This is a genomic window from Pseudonocardia sp. DSM 110487, from assembly GCF_019468565.1.
Classification (GTDB): domain Bacteria; phylum Actinomycetota; class Actinomycetes; order Mycobacteriales; family Pseudonocardiaceae; genus Pseudonocardia.
In genome coordinates this window covers 993,187-1,009,079 of record NZ_CP080521.1, presented here as the reverse complement: position 1 = coordinate 1,009,079, position 15,893 = coordinate 993,187, and the positions used below count along the sequence as shown (strand labels likewise).

The following is a 15,893-nucleotide window of genomic DNA, read 5'->3' as shown; positions in this document are numbered from 1 at the left end:
CACCTCTGCGCGGTCCGATCCGTCAGATCCGTGAGGAACGGAGGAGACGGATGCCGGATCACGAGGTGTTCGAGCGGCACCGCCCGCACCTGCGGGCCGTGGCCATGCGACTGCTCGGCTCGGCCGCCGAGGCCGACGATGCCGTGCAGGAGGCGTGGCTGCGGTTCAACCGCGCCGACACCGACGACGTGCACAACATCGCCGGGTGGCTGACGACGGTGGTCTCCCGCGTGAGCCTTGACGCGCTGCGCGCCCGTGCCTCGCGGCGTGAGCAGCCCGCGGGATGGGAGCTCCCGGAGCCGCGGGACGTCGTGAGCCCCGACCCGCAGGAGGAGGTCCAGCTGGCCGACTCGGTAGGGCGGGCGCTGCTGGTCGTGCTCGACCGGCTCGCGCCGGCCGAACGGGTCGCATTCGTGCTGCACGACGTGTTCGGGCTGGCGTTCGCCGAGATCGGCCCTGTCCTCCAGCGGTCGCCGGACGCCACGAAGAAGCTGGCCAGCCGGGCGCGGCAGAAGGTGCGCGTGCCCGAGGAGGCGTTACCGGCCGACCTCGCGGGGCACCGCCGGGTGGTGGAGACGTTCCTCGACGCCGTCCGCCGCGCCGACCTGGACGCGCTGCTCGCGGTGCTCGCGCCCGACGTCGTGCGCCGGGCCGATCCGATCTCCCTCCGGCCGGGCGGGGCAGCGGTGGTCCGCGGCGCCCGCGAGGTGGCCGCGGAGGCGCGCACGCTCTCGCGGGAGCGCGCGCGGCACGCCGAGCCTGCCCTGGTGAACGGCGCGGTCGGCGCGATCGTCGCCCCTGGCGGACGGCTGCGCGCGGCGCTGACCTTCACGATCGACGGCGGGCGCATCACCGCGTACGAGGTGATCGCCGATCCGGCCCGCCTCGCGGGGCTCGACGTGGCTGTTCTCGCCTAGTACAACAGCTCGACTTCGTGATCTTGCTGGTCGAGGCGGGGGAACGTGGACTGCCACCGCGCGACGGGTGTTGCGGCACTGGTGCCGAGTCCCGTTTGCCGGTGGCCGCGCCCATGATCCGCAGTACCGGTTGCTCATGGTTGTGCCGGCAGCCATGAGCACCCGCTACTTGCGATCTTCCCGTGCATGATCCGGAGTTTCGGGTGCTCATGGTCGTGCGAGCAGCCATGGGCAACCGCTAGTTCGGATCATGCCCCGCCACCGGTCGAGCGGCCGGGGTGGGTCAGGCGCGATCGTGTCGATCGGGTCGGTCTGGTCGGGCAGCGGCCGGTGGGCGCGGCACCCGACCGCACCCCCGGGGTCGCGGTTCCGCGGAACGCACCGCGGCCCAGGCGGTGATCAGCGGTTCGGCGCGAAAGCCGACGCCCCACGTCGGGAAAGGCGCCAAGCTGACGATCACAGGCCCGAGCCGGCCCGGCCCCGTGTCGCCCGGTGCGCTCGCTCTCGGATGGCGCGCCCGGTCGACGCGGGCGGCCGGCCGGCGACCAGGCGCGTCGACTGGCACCGGGTTGCACCGGTGTCGGCAGCTCCGCCGTGCCGAGATGCTCCCCCAGCCCTGCGATCAGAAGAACGATCACGAAGTCCGGCTGTAGTAGCAGGCTAGTCAGCCGAAGGCCCATGCAGTCATCCGCGTGAATTCTTCCCGCCAGAACGGCCCGCCATGGTCTCCCGCCCGTTCGTACATGACGACATCCGCGCGGGCACCCCGCAGCGCATCGGCCCACAGCGTCGCGTTCGCGAGGAAGAATGGCTCCAGCGTGCCGGCGACCAAATAGACACGGGGCAACAGTGTCGGCAGCACCGCCGGAGGCTTGAACCCCGCACCCGGCGACGCGGAGAAGACTGCACCGTAGATGTCGGGATGCCGCAAGCCGACGGCGAGGGACAACTCGCCGCTCGCCGACACACCGCACACCGCGGTGCGTTCTGCGGGAAGTGCGACGCCAAAGCGCGACTGCACCCAACCGCGCACGTCATCGACGAAGAACGCTTCGTGTTCGGCGAACCGCGCTTCGTCGAACACAGGTGTGTACTCACGGAGGCGACTCATCTCGTCGTCCAACCGATGCGTGCCGACGATCATCGTGGGAGCCACGTCGGCGGCTTCGAGGTCCTCGCCCCACGGCGCAATCAACTGACCGTCACCGGCGAAGGCGATCGCTTCGGGGCGACCCGGCGGCACGTACACCGTGACGGACCGACCGCCGTCGTACGCCAGCACCTCTGTGACGAGCTCGCCCTTCATCGGGGGACAGGCTTCGTGGGAGTTGCACCTTGTGTCAAGCGCCCTAGGGCGGAGTCGACAGCGTGTGACAAGCGATTATCAGCAGCTGCGTTGGGCCGCCTAACGCCGACCTTCGCTGTCCGGCGCCAGGTAGAGGGCTCCCTCCCGGGCCAGCTCGGCGCGCACGAGTCGTAGACGGACTGCCGGTGAGTGGGCCGAGCAACTCGCCGAGATCACGCTCGAGCACGACGTGAGCGGCTACCTGCTCGCCACCGGCCATCCGGACACGATCCGGCGGTTCGCGGCGGAGGTGGTGCCGGCCGTGCGCAAGCTCGTGGCGGCCGAGCGGGACGACCTGGTCAGGAGGTGACGCAGGGGCCCTGCCGCCACCAGTCGCCGATCTCGGTCAGCGCCTCGTCGCCGAACGGGTTCACACCAGGGCCTGCCGCGAGCGCGTGGGCCGCGCAGACGTGCAGGCACTTCACGCGCTCGGGCATGCCACCCGCGCTGACCTCGGTGCCGAGCGGCTCGATCGCATCCCGCTCAGCGAGGTACGACTCGTGCGCACGGCGGTAGGCCGCGGCGAGCTCGGGGTCCTCGGCGAGCCGCTCGGTCATCTCCCGCATCCGCCCGGACGCCTCGAGGCCGCCGATGCGGGAGTTCAGCCGGGAACAGGTCAGGTAGTAGAGCGTGGGGAACGGGGTGCCGTCCTCGAGGCGCGGCGAGGTCTGCACGACCGCGGGCAGCCCGCACGGGCACCGGTACGCCACCTCGCGCACCGCGCGCGGCTTGCGGCCCAGCTGCGCGGTGACGGCCTCGACGTCCGCATCCGCGATGCCTTCCTTCGTACTCATTGCGGTCCTTCCGCCACTTCCCGCCACAACACCCGGTACCACGGGACGCCGGCATTCGCCGCGCCCGCCGGGTCCGCACCGGGTGCGACCGGCAGCTGCACGACGTAGGGCACCTCCCCCGGCATGACGTACCCGAGCCGGGACCGGGCCTGTGCCTCGATCTCGGCCGGATCCGACAGCCGCGCCCGCTCCTGGTCGAGCCGCGCGACCTCCACCGCGAGCATCTGCTGCTGCTCCGACACCGCGGCCAGCTCCTGACGCTGGGCCACGTAGTTGCGCAGCGGCACGGCGACGGTGAGGGCGAGCGCGCACACGACGAGCGCCAGCGCGGCGGCCCGCCTCGTGGAGGACAGGCCGAGGAATCCCGTGGTGGCCGCGACCACCCCGCGGGCGCGGGGCACCCGGGTCAGCTGTGGCTCCCTGGCCCGGCGGCGGGGCGTGCCGGTGCCCGAGCGACGCGGACGCGGCGTGCGGCGCGTGCGCTCCCCGCGTGCCCTGGCCCGCTCGTCCCCCACGTGCGCCTAGGCCCCGGTCTCCGCCGAGGAGCTGTAGCGCGGGAACGCCAGGTCGCCCGCGTAGCGCGCGGCGTCGCCCAGCGCCTCCTCGATGCGCAGCAGCTGGTTGTACTTCGCCACGCGCTCGGAGCGGGCCGGCGCGCCGGTCTTGATCTGCCCGCAGCCGGTGGCGACGGCGAGGTCGGCGATCGTGGTGTCCTCGGTCTCGCCGGACCGGTGGCTCATCATGCAGCGGTAGCCGGATGACTGCGCGAGCGTGACGGCGTCGAGGGTCTCCGAGAGCGTGCCGATCTGGTTGACCTTGACCAGCAACGCGTTGGCCGCGCCGCGGCTGATGCCCTCGTCGAGCCGCTCCGGGTTGGTGACGAACAGGTCGTCACCCACGAGCTGGACCTTGTCGCCAATGGCGTCGGTGAGCGCCACCCAGCCGTCCCAGTCGTCCTCGGACAGCGGGTCCTCGATCGAGACCAGCGGGTAGGCCTCGACGAGCTCGGCGTACACGGCCGAGAGCTCCTGGGAGGACAGCTTGCGGCCCTCGTAGGAGTAGACGCCATCGCTGTGGAACTCCGTGGCGGCCACGTCGAGGGCGAGCGCGATGTCGCGGCCCAGCGTGTAGCCGGTCTTGTCGACGGCCTCGGCGATCAGGTCCAGCGCGGCGCGGGTGCCCGGCAGGTCGGGGGCGAAGCCGCCCTCGTCACCCAGCCCGGTGGCCAGGCCCTTGCTCTTGAGCACGGACTTGAGCGACTGGTAGACCTCCGCGCCCCAGCGCAGTGCCTCTTTGAAGGAGTCGGCCCCGACCGGCGCGATCATGAACTCCTGCACGTCGACCGAGCTGTCGGCGTGGGCGCCGCCGTTGATGATGTTCATCATCGGCACCGGCAGCACGTGTGCGTTCGGCCCCCCGACGTAGCGGAACAGCTCCAGCCCTGACGACTCGGCCGCGGCCTTCGCGACGGCGAGCGACACGCCCAGCAGGGCGTTGGCACCGAGCGCGGACTTGTCCGGCGTGCCGTCGAGATCGACGAGGCGCTGGTCGATCAGCCGCTGGTCGACCGCCTCCATGCCGGTGAGCTCGGGGCCGATCGTGTCGAGCACCGCGGAAACGGCCTTCTCGACACCCTTGCCGCCGAAGCGCAGCGGGTCGCCGTCGCGCAGCTCGACCGCCTCGTGCTCACCCGTCGACGCGCCGGACGGGACCGCCGCGCGCGCCAGCGTCCCGTCGTCGAGCGCGACCTCGACCTCGACCGTCGGGTTGCCCCGCGAGTCGAGGATCTCGCGTGCGCCGACCTGCTCGATGACCGCCACGAAGTGCTCCCGTCGGAAAAGGTTCGCTCGTCCGGGGCGCCAGCCTAGTCGCCGACCGCGCGAGGCCCGCGGAGGAACCCGCACGTCGCCCGCGGTTTCCCCGAGTGACGCCTCCGCACCCCTCGCAGATCGCGTCGAGGACACCTAACGTAGTAACGACCATGACGAGCCAGCCAGCATCCGACGCCCTCTTCGAGTCCTTCCGCCGCGCCGAGATGCTGATCGCGCGCAGCCGCCCGCTCGACGCGCTGCAGGCGCTCTCCCCGGTCTTGGAAAGCCAGCCAGACCATGCATCGGTGCAGCTACTCGCCGGGCGGGCCTACCTCGACTCCGCCCAGCTCCAGCGCGCTGAGGAGGCGTTCGGCCGCGTGATCGAGCTCGACCCGGCCGATCACTACGCCCGCTTCGCGCTCGGCAAGGCCCTCCAACGGCAGGGCCGGCTCGCCGAGGCGCACGCGCAGCTGAAGATGGCGGCCGCAATGGACCCGCGCCCCGAGTACCAGGAGGCACTCGGCGAGCTGCGCGTCCGAATGGCGGTCAACGGTGACGGCGAACCGGGCGAACCGGACTGAGCCGACAAAGCAATTCTGAGCTGCAGTGATGTGCTCCGCGTGACCCTTCCGCGCACCCTGGAGGCAGGCTAGCCTCACCGGGCTACTGGTCAGCCTGACCTCAGGGAGCTGGCGTGCTCGGAAACGCACTGATCGGACTGCGAGAGGGCCTCGAGGCCGCGCTCGTGGTCAGCATCCTCGTCGCCTTCCTCGTGCGCACCGACCGCCGCTCCGAGCTGCCCAAGGTCTGGCTGGGCGTCGGGATCGCGATCGCGGTCAGCGTCGGCGTCACGCTGGCACTCGCGCTCGCCCAGCAGCAGCTGACGTTCGAGGCTCAGGAGGCGTTCGGGGGCATTCTCTCGATCATCGCGGTCGGCTTCGTCACCTGGATGATCTTCTGGATGCGCCGGGTGGCCCGGTCGATCTCGGCGGAGCTGCGCGGGAAGCTCGAGGGCGCGCTCGCCATGGGCCCGGTCGCCGTCGTCGTGATGGCCGGGCTCGCCGTCGGCCGCGAGGGGCTCGAGACCGCACTGTTCTTCTTCACGGCGGCGCAGGCGGCGGGCGAGACCACCCAGCCGCTGATCGGCTTCCTCATCGGCATCGCGATCGCGATCGCACTCGCCTACCTCATCTACCGAGGGGCGATCAGCCTCAACCTGGGCCGGTTCTTCACCATCACCGGGGTGCTGCTGATCTTCGTCGCCGCGGGGATCCTCGCCTACGGCATGCACGACCTGCAGGAGGCCGGGATCGTGCCGGGCCTGACCACACTCGCCTTCGACGTGAGCACGGCGGTCCCGCCGGACTCCTGGTACGGGACGCTGCTGAAGGGGATCTTCAACTTCTCCCCGCAGACCACCGTCGCAGAGGCGATCGTCTGGGTCGCCTACGTGGCGGTCGTCCTCCCGCTGTTCCTCCGTCCGCAGCGGACCCGCGCCGCGATCCCCACCACCTGATCCGCTCGAGGAGCACCATGTCACGCACGTCCCGGGTCGCGGTTCTCGTCACCGCGTCCGCCGCCCTCGCGGCCTGCACCAGCACCGCGCCGCCAGCCGGCGACGCCGCGGGCGCCGGAGGCCCGATCGCCGTCACGGCCGCCGACGACCGCTGCGAGGTCGGGGCCACCGAGGCCCCGGCCGGCACGATCACGTTCTCCGTGCGCAACACCGGCAGCAAGATCACCGAGTTCTACCTGTACGGCACCGGCGGCCGGATCATGGGCGAGGTCGAGAACATCGGTCCCGGTCTCACCCGAAACCTGATCGTCGAGGTGCCGGACGGCGGCAGCTACACCACGGCGTGCAAGCCGGGCATGGTCGGCGACGGGATCCAGGCGCCGTTCACGGTCACCGGCTCGGCCACCCGGTCCGTCGACGAGAACACCCGGCTCGCCGAGGCCACCACCGGCTACCACCGCTGGGTCACCTCGCAGATCGAAGCTCTCGTGCCCAAGACGCAGGAGTTCGTCGACGCCGTGAAGGCGGGCGACGTCGACACCGCGAAGGCGCTGTTCCCGGTCGCGCGGACGTACTGGGAGCGGATCGAACCGGTCGCGGAGTCGTTCGGCGACATCGACCCGAAGATCGACGGGCGCGAGGACGACGAGCGCGACCCCGGTGTGCAGTTCACCGGCTACCACCGGCTGGAGAAGGACCTGTGGGTGGACGGCCTGCAGCCCGACGCGCCCGCGATGGCCGACCAGCTGATGGCCGACATCCGCGACCTCGAGTCGCGCACCGCGACCGTCGAGCTCACGCCGGTGCAGCTCGCGAATGGGGCCAAGGAGCTGCTCGACGAGGTCGCCACCGGGAAGATCACCGGTGAGGAGGACCGCTACTCGCACACCGATCTGTGGGACTTCAAGGCCAACGTCGAGGGCTCGCAGGGCGCGGTTGCCGCGCTGCGGCCCGTGATCGACGAGAAGGACCCGACGCTCGGCCCGGTGCTCGACGAGCGCTTCGCGGCCGTCGACGCACTGTTGGAGGAGTACCGCGTCGGCGACGGGTACCGGCTCTACACCGATCTCACCGAGGACGACACCCGGCGGATGGCCGAAGCCGTCGACGCGCTGGGCGAGCCGGTCAGCCAGGTCGCGGCGGTCGTGACGTCATGATCGGGCGGCTCTCTCGGCGGCGGCTGCTCGGCTGGGCGGGCGCAGGCGCGGCGCTCGCGGGCACCGGCGCCGTGACGGCGTGCTCGGCATCGGCCGCGCCCGTCGCCGAGGGGGTCGTGCCGTTCCGCGGCGACCGGCAGGCGGGCATCGTCACGCCGGCGCAGGACCGGCTGCACTTCGTCGCGCTGGACCTCACCACCGGTGACCGCGAGCGCGTCCGTGCCCTGCTGCAGAAGTGGACCACCGCTGCCGAGCGCATGACCGCAGGGGCCGAGACCGCTCCCGGCGGCGCGGTGGGTGGCAATCCGGAAGGACCGCCCGCCGACACCGGCGAGGCGCTCGGGCTGCCGGCCGCGTCGCTCACGCTGACGTTCGGTGTGGGGCCGGGGTTCTTCGACAAGCTCGGCATCGACCCCGCGCTGCGCCCTGCCGGGCTCGCCGAGCTGCCCCGCTTCACGCTCGACCAGCTCGACCCGGCCATGTCCGGCGGCGACCTGTGCATCCAGGCGTGCGCGGACGACCCACAGGTCGCCGTGCACGCGGTACGCAACCTCGTGCGGATGGGTTTCGGCACCACGACCGTACGGTGGTCGCAGCTGGGGTTCGGGCGCACGTCGTCGACGTCCACGGCGCAGGCGACGCCGCGCAACCTCTTCGGCTTCAAGGACGGCACCCGCAACCTCAAAGCAGAGGACGGGGCCGAGCTGGACCAGCACGTGTGGGTGCGCCCGGACGACGGGCCGGCCTGGCTGGCGGGCGGCACCTACCTCGTGGCGCGGCGGATCCGGATGCACATCGAGATCTGGGACCGCACCTCGCTCGCCGAGCAGGAGATGATCATCGGGCGGACGAAGGGTGAGGGCGCCCCGCTCGGCGCTGCCGGCGAGTTCGACACCGCCGACCTCGCCGCGATCGGCCCGGACGGAGAGCCGCGCATTGCCGACGTCGCGCACATCCGGCTCGCGTCGCCCGAGGCGCTGGGCGGCGTGCGGATCCTGCGCCGCGGCTACAACTTCGTCGACGGCAGCGACGGCCAGGGCCACCTCAACGCCGGCCTGTTCTTCGTGGCGTTCATGCGCGACCCGCACGCCCAGTTCGTGCCGATGCAACGGGCGCTCGCCAACAACGACGTGATGATGGAGTACATCGAGCACACCGGCTCTGCCGTCTTCGCCTGCCCACCCGGCCTGGCAGACGGCCAGTACTGGGGTCAGCCCCTCTTCGAGGCCTGACCCCGCGACTCGCGCACACCCAGACCGCGACTCGCGCACATCCAGACCGCGACTCGCGGGAGGAGGGCGCCCAGACTTCCGCGAGTCGCGGTTTGAGTGCACGCGAGTCGCGGTTTGAGTGCACGCTCATCGCGGTTTGAGTGCACGCTCGTCGCGGGGTCAGGCGGCGGTGGAGGTGGTGTAGCGGTCGGCGGCGGCCCAGACGAGGCGGGCGTAGTTGACCGAGCTGTTGTACGTGAGCACGCCGTCCCACCAACCCTCGCCACTCGCCGTGTCGCGGCCGTCGGCGCAGAGGTAGCGCGCCGCGGCGAGGGCGGCGTCGTCGAGCTGGTGCGGGTCACGCACGCCGTCGCCGTTGCCGTCTGCGCCGTAGCGGGCCCATGTGCCGGGCAGGAACTGCATCGGCCCGACTGCGCGGTCGAACGTGGTGTCGCCATCGAGGCGGCCGCCGTCGGTGTCCCGGATCTCGCGCACGCCGGGTGAGCCGTCGAGCGGCGGCCCGACTATCGCCGGGCTGGCCTCACCGTCGGAGTTCACGCGCGCGCCGCCGAAGCGGGCGTGATCGGACTCGACGCGCCCGATCCCGGCGATGGTGCTCCACGAGAGGCGGCAGTCCGGGGTGTCGGTGCGCTGGGCGAGCTCCGCGGCAGCGTAGGCGCGCAGCGCCCTGGCCGGGACGCCGCTGCGCTCGGCCGCGGTGACCGACCAGGCGACGAGGTCAGTGCCTCCCGTCAGCGGCGGTGGTTGCGGGACAGGCGTGTCGGGGTCGACGTCCGCGGCGGTGAGTCCGTCGCCGCGCTGCGGGCGTTCCGCCCGGTGGTCGCGGCTGTCGCGGTCCGACAGGATCGACACCCCGATGAGGGCCGCCATCACCGCCAGCGCGATTGCGGCTGTGTTCCAACCGCTGACTTTCCGCCTTGCTCGACGGCGGCGCCCGGTCACGGACATGCGAGGGCGTCCACGACGTGGCGTCACCCGACCAGGTTAGCCAGCCGCGGGCCAGTAGCGTCGCCACCCCGCGGCGTCGAGGGCGTGCGGGTCGGCGCGGTCGGCGACGGCGGCCCGCTCCGCGGCCCGCACCTGGTCGGCGAACCGGCGCGCGGCAGTCCGCAGCTCCGCCTCCGGGTCGACGCCTGCGAGCTTCGCCTTGGCGGCCAGCGCGAAGAGCTGCTCCCCCACGCTCGCGCCTGCGGGCAGCAGGTCGGCCGGCAGGTGGGCACGTGCGGTGCGGCTGGTGAGCTTCGCGGCGAGCGCGACAGCCGGCTGCCCGAGCGGCACCCCGTCCACGCTGGACTCGCGCTGCTTCTCAGCGCGCTTGAGCTCCTCCCAGCGGCGTTCCTGGCGCTCGGCCGTGTCGATCCGCTCGCTGCCGGCGAACACGTGCGGGTGCCGCCCGACGAGCTTCGCAACGAGGTCGGCCGCGACGTCGTCGATCGTGAACGGCAGGACGCCTGCCTCCTCGGCCACCCGCGCGTGGAACAGCACCTGCAGCAGCACGTCGCCGAGCTCCTCGCGGATGGCGACGCGATCGCCGTCCTCGATCGCCTGGTAGAGCTCGTAGCACTCCTCGATCAGGTACTGCAGGAGCGACTCGTGGGTCTGCTCGGCGTCCCACGGACAGCCGCCGGGCGAGCGCAGCCGGTCCATCACGGCGACCGCGTCGAGCAGCGCCGCGCCCACCGGGAGCCCCACGACGGCGGCGCCGTCCACCCGGGCGGGGTCGGTGGTCAGCAGCACCTCGGCCGCCCCGTCCACGCCCCAGCCGTCGGCGCGGATCGCGCCGGTGACGGCCACGACCTCGTCCGGCACCGTGGGGTCGGCGAGCACCCGCTCGGCCGCGCGCAGGGCCGGCACGGCGGCAGCGGGCAGGACACCGCTCCACCGCTCGGGCAGGAGGACGACCGTCCGCTGCGCGACCCCAGTACTCATCGCTTTCAGCTCGCGACGGGCGGCAGGATCGTGCCGACCTGCTGGTCCTCGCCGACGATCTGCATCTGGATCGGGTCCCACACCCCGTAACGGGGGTTGACGCGGATGCCGATCTGCTCGGCCGTCGGCTGGAGCAGCCGCTGGCCGATGGCGACCAGCTGGGTCTGGCTGATGCTGCTCACCGCGGCCGGGTCGGCGGTGGCGTTCGTGCGCCGGTCGGTGACCCGCGCGACGATCCACGTGCTCTGGTCAGGGCTCGGCTGGAACGCGACCACGGTGCCGACCGGCACGCCGAACAGCACGGTGCTGGCTTCCTCGGGTGAGGACGCCGCGTCGAACGGCTGGCCCCGCACCGACGTGCGCTGGTCGGTGAACAGGGCGTCGGCCTGCGCACCGCCCGCCTGGAGGGTGGCTGCCGTCGCATCGGCGGCGTCCCGGGAGGTGGCCGCCACCAGATCGGCGGTGACCACGAGCCCGCCGACCTCCCGCTGGGCCAGCTGTGCGGCGATCAGGTCGTCGTGCACGCGCTGCCGCAGCATCGGCAGGTCGTACGGCAAGCGGCCGAGCAGGGCGTCGGCCCCGCCGCTCTCGGCGATCCGGGCGTCGACCTGCGCATCGGTGACGACGATGCCCTCATCGGCCGCGCGCCGGGCGAGCAGGTCGTGCACGACCGCACGCGTGACGATGCTGCGCGCGAGCCCGGCCGTGGATCCGCCCTGGGCCGTGATCTGCGCCATCACGTCCTTCTTGGCCAGCGCCGTGTCGAGCTGGCTCTGGACGCTCTCGATCGGGATCGCGTTGTCCCCGACGAACACGGCAGTGCCCGCCTGGCTCGGCCCACCGCACCCACTGATCACCGCACCGATGACGGCGACCGCCGCCGCGACGCGTCCCACCTGCATGCGCACGACCGACACCCTCTCACGCTCGAGGTGAGGACCGGATCAGAGGTCGGCCTGCACCACGAGCGTCGAGCAGACCTTGTCCGCGAACGTCTGCCGCTGCTCGTCCCACAGTGGCCATAGGTAGCCCACTCCGAGCGGTATCCCGTCGAGCAGGTGCGCGATCTGCCGCCCGACCGCACGGCGGAACCCGACCGGCTCCTCCGAGCCCACGCTGACCAGCCGCGTGCCCAGCACCCTCTTGCCGAGGCTCTGCCCCGAACGCCCCTGCCGGTACCCGCTGTTCCACAGGACGAACGCCAGCCCGACGAGCGCCGCGCCGGGATAGACGACGCCGATCACGGCGACGTCCCTGGTGGCGAGCGCGGCGATCAGCACGATCGCCAGCAACCCGCCCGGTATGCCGATGTCGATGAGGAAACCGCCGACCCGCTGGCCGTACGTGGCGAGGAGCGGGAACCCGTAGCGCGCGGGCGGCTGCGGGCGCGCCGCCCCACCTGGGGCCTCCCGGCTGGGCGGCGCGGTCTCCGGATGGGGATCGGGCACGCACTCTCCCGGGTGTCATGCCCGTCCAGGCCGGTCCCGGGGGGCTCCAGCTGATTGATCGTCACAGGACGCGGTCCGTTACTCCGCGCAGGTGACCGAATGCGGCCCGTCAGACCCGCGCGGGGGTGAGCAGGTCGGTGATGAGCTTCGTGCACCACTCCAACAGAGCAACGTCGCGCAGCGGCGCCGCACCGACACGGCCACTCTCCGTGGGCTTCGGAACGCTCACGAGCTTGGCCGCCGGCTTGTACGTCGCCTTCGGGTGCAGGCGCTTGAGCCGCATCTGGGCGGAGTCGGGCAGCTCGACCGGCCCGATCCGGATGCTCGCGCCTGCCACCGTCACCTCTCCGACGCCCAACGTCCGGCAGGTCTGCCGGAACGCCGCCACGGCGAGCAGGTTGCGCACCGGGGTGGGCGGCTCGCCGTACCGGTCGGTGAGCTCCTCGACGATCGCGTCCAGCGCGGCGCCGTCCGAGGCCTCGGCGATCTTGCGGTAGACCTCGAGCCGCAGCCGCTCGCCGGTGACGTAGTCGTGCGGCACGTGCGCGTCGATCGGGAGGTCCACCCGGACCTCGGCCAGCTGCTCCTCCTCCTCGCCCTCGCCTGCCCCCGCCTGCTTGCGGAACGCCGCGACGGCCTCGCCGACCAGGCGGATGTAGAGGTCGAACCCGACGCCCGCGATGTGACCCGATTGCTCGGCACCGAGGATGTTGCCCGCGCCGCGGATCTCCAGGTCCTTCATCGCGACGGCGGCGCCGGAACCGAGGTCGGAGTGCTGGGCGATCGTGGCGAGCCGGTCGTGCGCGGTCTCGGTGAGCGGGTGCTCGGGCGGGAACAGGAAGTACGCGTACCCCCGCTCGCGGCCGCGCCCGACCCGGCCGCGCAGCTGGTGCAGCTGCGAGAGCCCGAGCGTGTCGGACCGTTCGACGATCAAGGTGTTGGCGTTCGAGATGTCCAGCCCGTTCTCCACGATCGTCGTGCAGACCAGGACGTCGTACTCGTTGTGCCAGAACCCGGCAACGGTGCGTTCCAGCAGGTCCTCGTTCATCTGACCATGGGCGATCGCGACACGCGCCTCCGGCACGAGATCGCGGATCTTGCGCGCGGCGCGGTCGATCGTGGAGACCCGGTTGTGGACGTAGAACACCTGGCCGTCGCGCAGCAGCTCCCGTCGGATCGCCGCGGTGACCTGCTTGTCGTCGTACGCGCCGACGTAAGTGAGCGTGGGATGGCGATCCTCGGGCGGCGTGGCGATCGTCGACATCTCACGGATACCGGCGAGGCTCATCTCCAGCGTGCGCGGGATCGGCGTGGCCGACAGCGTGAGCACGTCGACGTGCGTGCGCAGCGACGTGATGTGCTCCTTGTGCTCCACGCCGAAGCGCTGCTCCTCGTCGACGATCACGAGGCCGAGGTCCTTCCACCGCACCCCGGTCTGCAGCAGCCGGTGGGTGCCGACCACGACGTCGACGGTGCCGTCGGCGAGGCCCTCGATCGTCTGCTTGGCTTCGATGTTGTCGGTGAACCGGGAGAGCCCCTTCACCGTGACCGGGAACGCGCGCATCCGGTCGGCGAACGTCTGCAGGTGCTGGGTGGCGAGCAGCGTGGTGGGCACGAGCACCGCCACCTGCTTGCCGTCCTGCACCGCCTTGAACGCGGCCCGCACCGCGATCTCGGTCTTGCCGAACCCGACGTCGCCGGAGATCACCCGGTCCATCGGGGCCGAGCGCTCCATGTCGCGCTTGACCTCCTCGATCGCCGCCAGCTGGTCGGGCGTCTCGGTGTAGGGGAACGCGTCCTCCAGCTCGCGCTGCCAGGGGGTGTCCTTGCCGAACGCATGACCGGGCGAGGACTGGCGCGCCGCGTAGAGCTGCACGAGCTGCGCGGCGATCTGTCGGACGGCCTTGCGGGCCCGGCCCTTCGTCTTGGCCCAGTCGGCGCCGCCGAGCTTGTTGAGCGTGGGCACCTCGCCGCCGACGTAGCGGCTGACCTCGTCGAGCGAGTCGGTGGGGACGAACAGCCGGTCGGCGGGCTGGCCGCGCTTGGAGCTCGCGTACTCCAGCACCAGGTACTCACGGGTGGCCCCGCTGACGGTCCGCTCGCGCATCTCGACGAACCGGCCGATGCCGTGCTGGGAGTGCACCACGTAGTCGCCGGGCTGCAGCGTGACGAGGTCGACGGCGTTGCGCCGCCGCGACGCGAGCTTGCGCGGCTCGGTGCCGGCCGCGCGGTTGCCGGTGAGGTCGGCCTCGGTGAGCAGCACGAGCGCGGACGTTGCGAAGCCCTCGGTGAGCCGCCCGCAGGTGACGGTGACCAGGCCCGGCTCCGGGACGCCGACCAGCTCCTCGACGTGCTTGGCCGGCACGTCGGCGTCGCGCAGCTGTTCGAGGGAGCGCTGCGCGGTGCCGTGCCCCGCGACGACGAGCACGGCTGTGCCACCCGTGGCGACGTGGGCGCGGAGGTCGACCAGCGCGCGGTCGATGTCGCCGCGGTAGCTCTCCACCTCGTGGACGGAAGGCGCGAGGACGTCCTCGCGGCCGGACACCAGCGGGCTCAGCGTCACGACCGACCGGCCGCTCGCCGACGCGTGTTCCAGCACCTCGGCGAGGTCGCGGTACGCGGACGCGCCGACGTCGATGGGCGAGTTGCCGCCGACGCCCGCGGCGAACCAGGACGCCTCCAGGAACTCCTGTCCCGTGCGCACGAGGTCGGCGCTGCGGGTGCGGATGCGCTCCGGGTCGGCGAGCAGCACGAGCGACCCTGCCGGGAGCAGGTCGGTGAGCAGCTCCAGCTCGCCCGCGACGAGCGCCGGCACCAGCGACTCCATGCCCTCGCTCGGGATGCCCTCTGCGAGGTGTTCGAGGAGCTCCCGCAGCTGTGGGTTGTTGTCGTGCGTGCGCGCGAGCGCGGCGGCCCGCTCCCGCACGGGCTCGGTGAGCAGCAGCTCCCGGCAGCCGGGTGCGAGCAGCTCCTCGACGGGCGCGACCGAACGCTGGTCGGCCACGGAGAACGAGCGCAGCTCGCTCACCTCGTCGCCCCAGAACTCGACGCGCACCGGGTGCTCGGCCGTGGGCGGGAAGATGTCGACGATCCCGCCGCGGACGGCGAACTCACCGCGGGCGGTGACCATCTCGACGCGCGTGTAGGCCAGCTCGACCAGGCGGACGAGCAGCGCCTCGAAGTCGTGGGTGTCGCCGACCCGAAGGCGGACCGGGTCGAGCGTGCCCAGGCCGGGGGCGATCGGCTGGATCAGGCTGCGCGCCGCCGCGATCACGACGCGGGGGGCCGTCTCCGGCGCGCCGAGCCGGCGGAAGATCTCCAGCCGCCTCCCGACCGTGTCGGGGCGCGGGGACAGCCGCTCGTGCGGCAGCGTCTCCCAGGACGGGAGCACGGCGACGGCGCCTGGTTCGAGCAGGTCGGCGGCCGCGGCGCCGGTGTCCTCGGCCTCGCGGTCGGTTGCGGTGACGACGAGGACGGTGCGGCCCGCACCACCGTCGCCTTCGTCCATGCCGAACCCCGCGGCGAGGAACGGGCGCAGCGCGGACGGTCCCTCCACGGAGAGCGCCGGCACCTCGTCGGCACGGACGTCGCGGGCGGCGTCGACAACGGCACGCAGATCGGAATCGGAAAGGGCGGAACGGAGCAAACCGGAGAGCTTGGCCACGGCTGGAAGACCCTCGCAAGGCAGAAGAAGCGCACGCAGAACAGACCCCTGCCCGGGACTCTGCCCCGGCGGGGTCTGCC

Annotated in this window: 14 protein-coding genes; 5 read left to right on the top strand and 9 right to left on the bottom strand. The window is 72.3% G+C overall.

The window, feature by feature from the left end; all coding sequences use genetic code 11:
• Positions 1 to 50 precede the first annotated feature (50 nt).
• Positions 51 to 917, top strand: coding sequence for a sigma-70 family RNA polymerase sigma factor (locus K1T35_RS04730; RefSeq protein WP_220258965.1), 867 nt, complete (start codon positions 51 to 53; stop codon positions 915 to 917).
• A gap of 664 nt (positions 918 to 1,581) precedes the next feature.
• Here K1T35_RS04730 and K1T35_RS04725 read toward each other — a convergent pair.
• From K1T35_RS04725 to eno, 4 genes are all read right to left on the bottom strand, one after another.
• The gene (locus tag K1T35_RS04725; protein WP_220258964.1) at positions 1,582 to 2,223 is read right to left on the bottom strand and encodes an esterase family protein; all 642 of its coding nucleotides are present in this window, start codon (positions 2,221 to 2,223) and stop codon (positions 1,582 to 1,584) included.
• A gap of 338 nt (positions 2,224 to 2,561) precedes the next feature.
• Positions 2,562 to 3,056, bottom strand: a complete 495-nt coding sequence (locus K1T35_RS04720) for a DUF501 domain-containing protein (RefSeq protein WP_220258963.1) — start codon at positions 3,054 to 3,056, stop codon at positions 2,562 to 2,564.
• On the bottom strand, positions 3,053 to 3,571 hold the full coding sequence (locus K1T35_RS04715; protein ID WP_220258962.1) for a septum formation initiator family protein: 519 nt from the start codon (positions 3,569 to 3,571) through the stop codon (positions 3,053 to 3,055). The genes K1T35_RS04720 and K1T35_RS04715 overlap by 4 nt, the downstream gene beginning before the upstream one ends.
• A 6-nt stretch (positions 3,572 to 3,577) precedes the next feature.
• Entirely contained in the window at positions 3,578 to 4,876 is a 1,299-nt protein-coding gene (gene eno, locus K1T35_RS04710; RefSeq protein WP_220258961.1) for a phosphopyruvate hydratase, read from the bottom strand.
• Between the two features lie 161 nt (positions 4,877 to 5,037).
• Between eno and K1T35_RS04705 the strand changes: the two genes are divergently transcribed.
• The 4 genes from K1T35_RS04705 to efeB all read left to right on the top strand — a co-directional run bounded on the left by K1T35_RS04705 (position 5,038) and on the right by efeB (position 8,772).
• Positions 5,038 to 5,448: a tetratricopeptide repeat protein gene (locus tag K1T35_RS04705; RefSeq protein WP_220258960.1), complete on the top strand. Its 411-nt coding sequence runs from the start codon at positions 5,038 to 5,040 to the stop codon at positions 5,446 to 5,448.
• Between the two features lie 113 nt (positions 5,449 to 5,561).
• Positions 5,562 to 6,383, top strand: coding sequence for an iron uptake transporter permease EfeU (efeU, locus tag K1T35_RS04700; protein WP_220258959.1), 822 nt, complete (start codon positions 5,562 to 5,564; stop codon positions 6,381 to 6,383).
• A 17-nt stretch (positions 6,384 to 6,400) separates the two neighbouring features.
• Positions 6,401 to 7,540, top strand: a complete 1,140-nt coding sequence (gene efeO, locus K1T35_RS04695; protein WP_220258958.1) for an iron uptake system protein EfeO — start codon at positions 6,401 to 6,403, stop codon at positions 7,538 to 7,540.
• Entirely contained in the window at positions 7,537 to 8,772 is a 1,236-nt protein-coding gene (gene efeB / locus K1T35_RS04690; protein WP_220258957.1) for an iron uptake transporter deferrochelatase/peroxidase subunit, read from the top strand. The genes efeO and efeB overlap by 4 nt, the downstream gene beginning before the upstream one ends.
• A gap of 159 nt (positions 8,773 to 8,931) precedes the next feature.
• Here efeB and K1T35_RS04685 read toward each other — a convergent pair whose 3' ends face one another.
• The 5 genes from K1T35_RS04685 to mfd form a co-directional block, all read right to left on the bottom strand.
• Positions 8,932 to 9,642, bottom strand: a complete 711-nt coding sequence (locus K1T35_RS04685) for a lytic murein transglycosylase (protein ID WP_220258956.1) — start codon at positions 9,640 to 9,642, stop codon at positions 8,932 to 8,934.
• 114 nt (positions 9,643 to 9,756) lie between these two features.
• Positions 9,757 to 10,701 (bottom strand): MazG family protein, encoded by a 945-nt coding sequence (locus K1T35_RS04680; protein ID WP_220258955.1) that lies wholly within the window; start codon positions 10,699 to 10,701, stop codon positions 9,757 to 9,759.
• A 5-nt stretch (positions 10,702 to 10,706) separates the two neighbouring features.
• The gene (locus K1T35_RS04675) at positions 10,707 to 11,603 is read right to left on the bottom strand and encodes a SurA N-terminal domain-containing protein (protein ID WP_255622524.1); all 897 of its coding nucleotides are present in this window, start codon (positions 11,601 to 11,603) and stop codon (positions 10,707 to 10,709) included.
• A 42-nt stretch (positions 11,604 to 11,645) separates the two neighbouring features.
• Positions 11,646 to 12,149, bottom strand: a complete 504-nt coding sequence (locus K1T35_RS04670; protein WP_220258953.1) for an RDD family protein — start codon at positions 12,147 to 12,149, stop codon at positions 11,646 to 11,648.
• 109 nt (positions 12,150 to 12,258) lie between these two features.
• Positions 12,259 to 15,813 (bottom strand): transcription-repair coupling factor, encoded by a 3,555-nt coding sequence (gene mfd / locus K1T35_RS04665; RefSeq protein ID WP_220258952.1) that lies wholly within the window; start codon positions 15,811 to 15,813, stop codon positions 12,259 to 12,261.
• Positions 15,814 to 15,893: the final 80 nt, after the last annotated feature.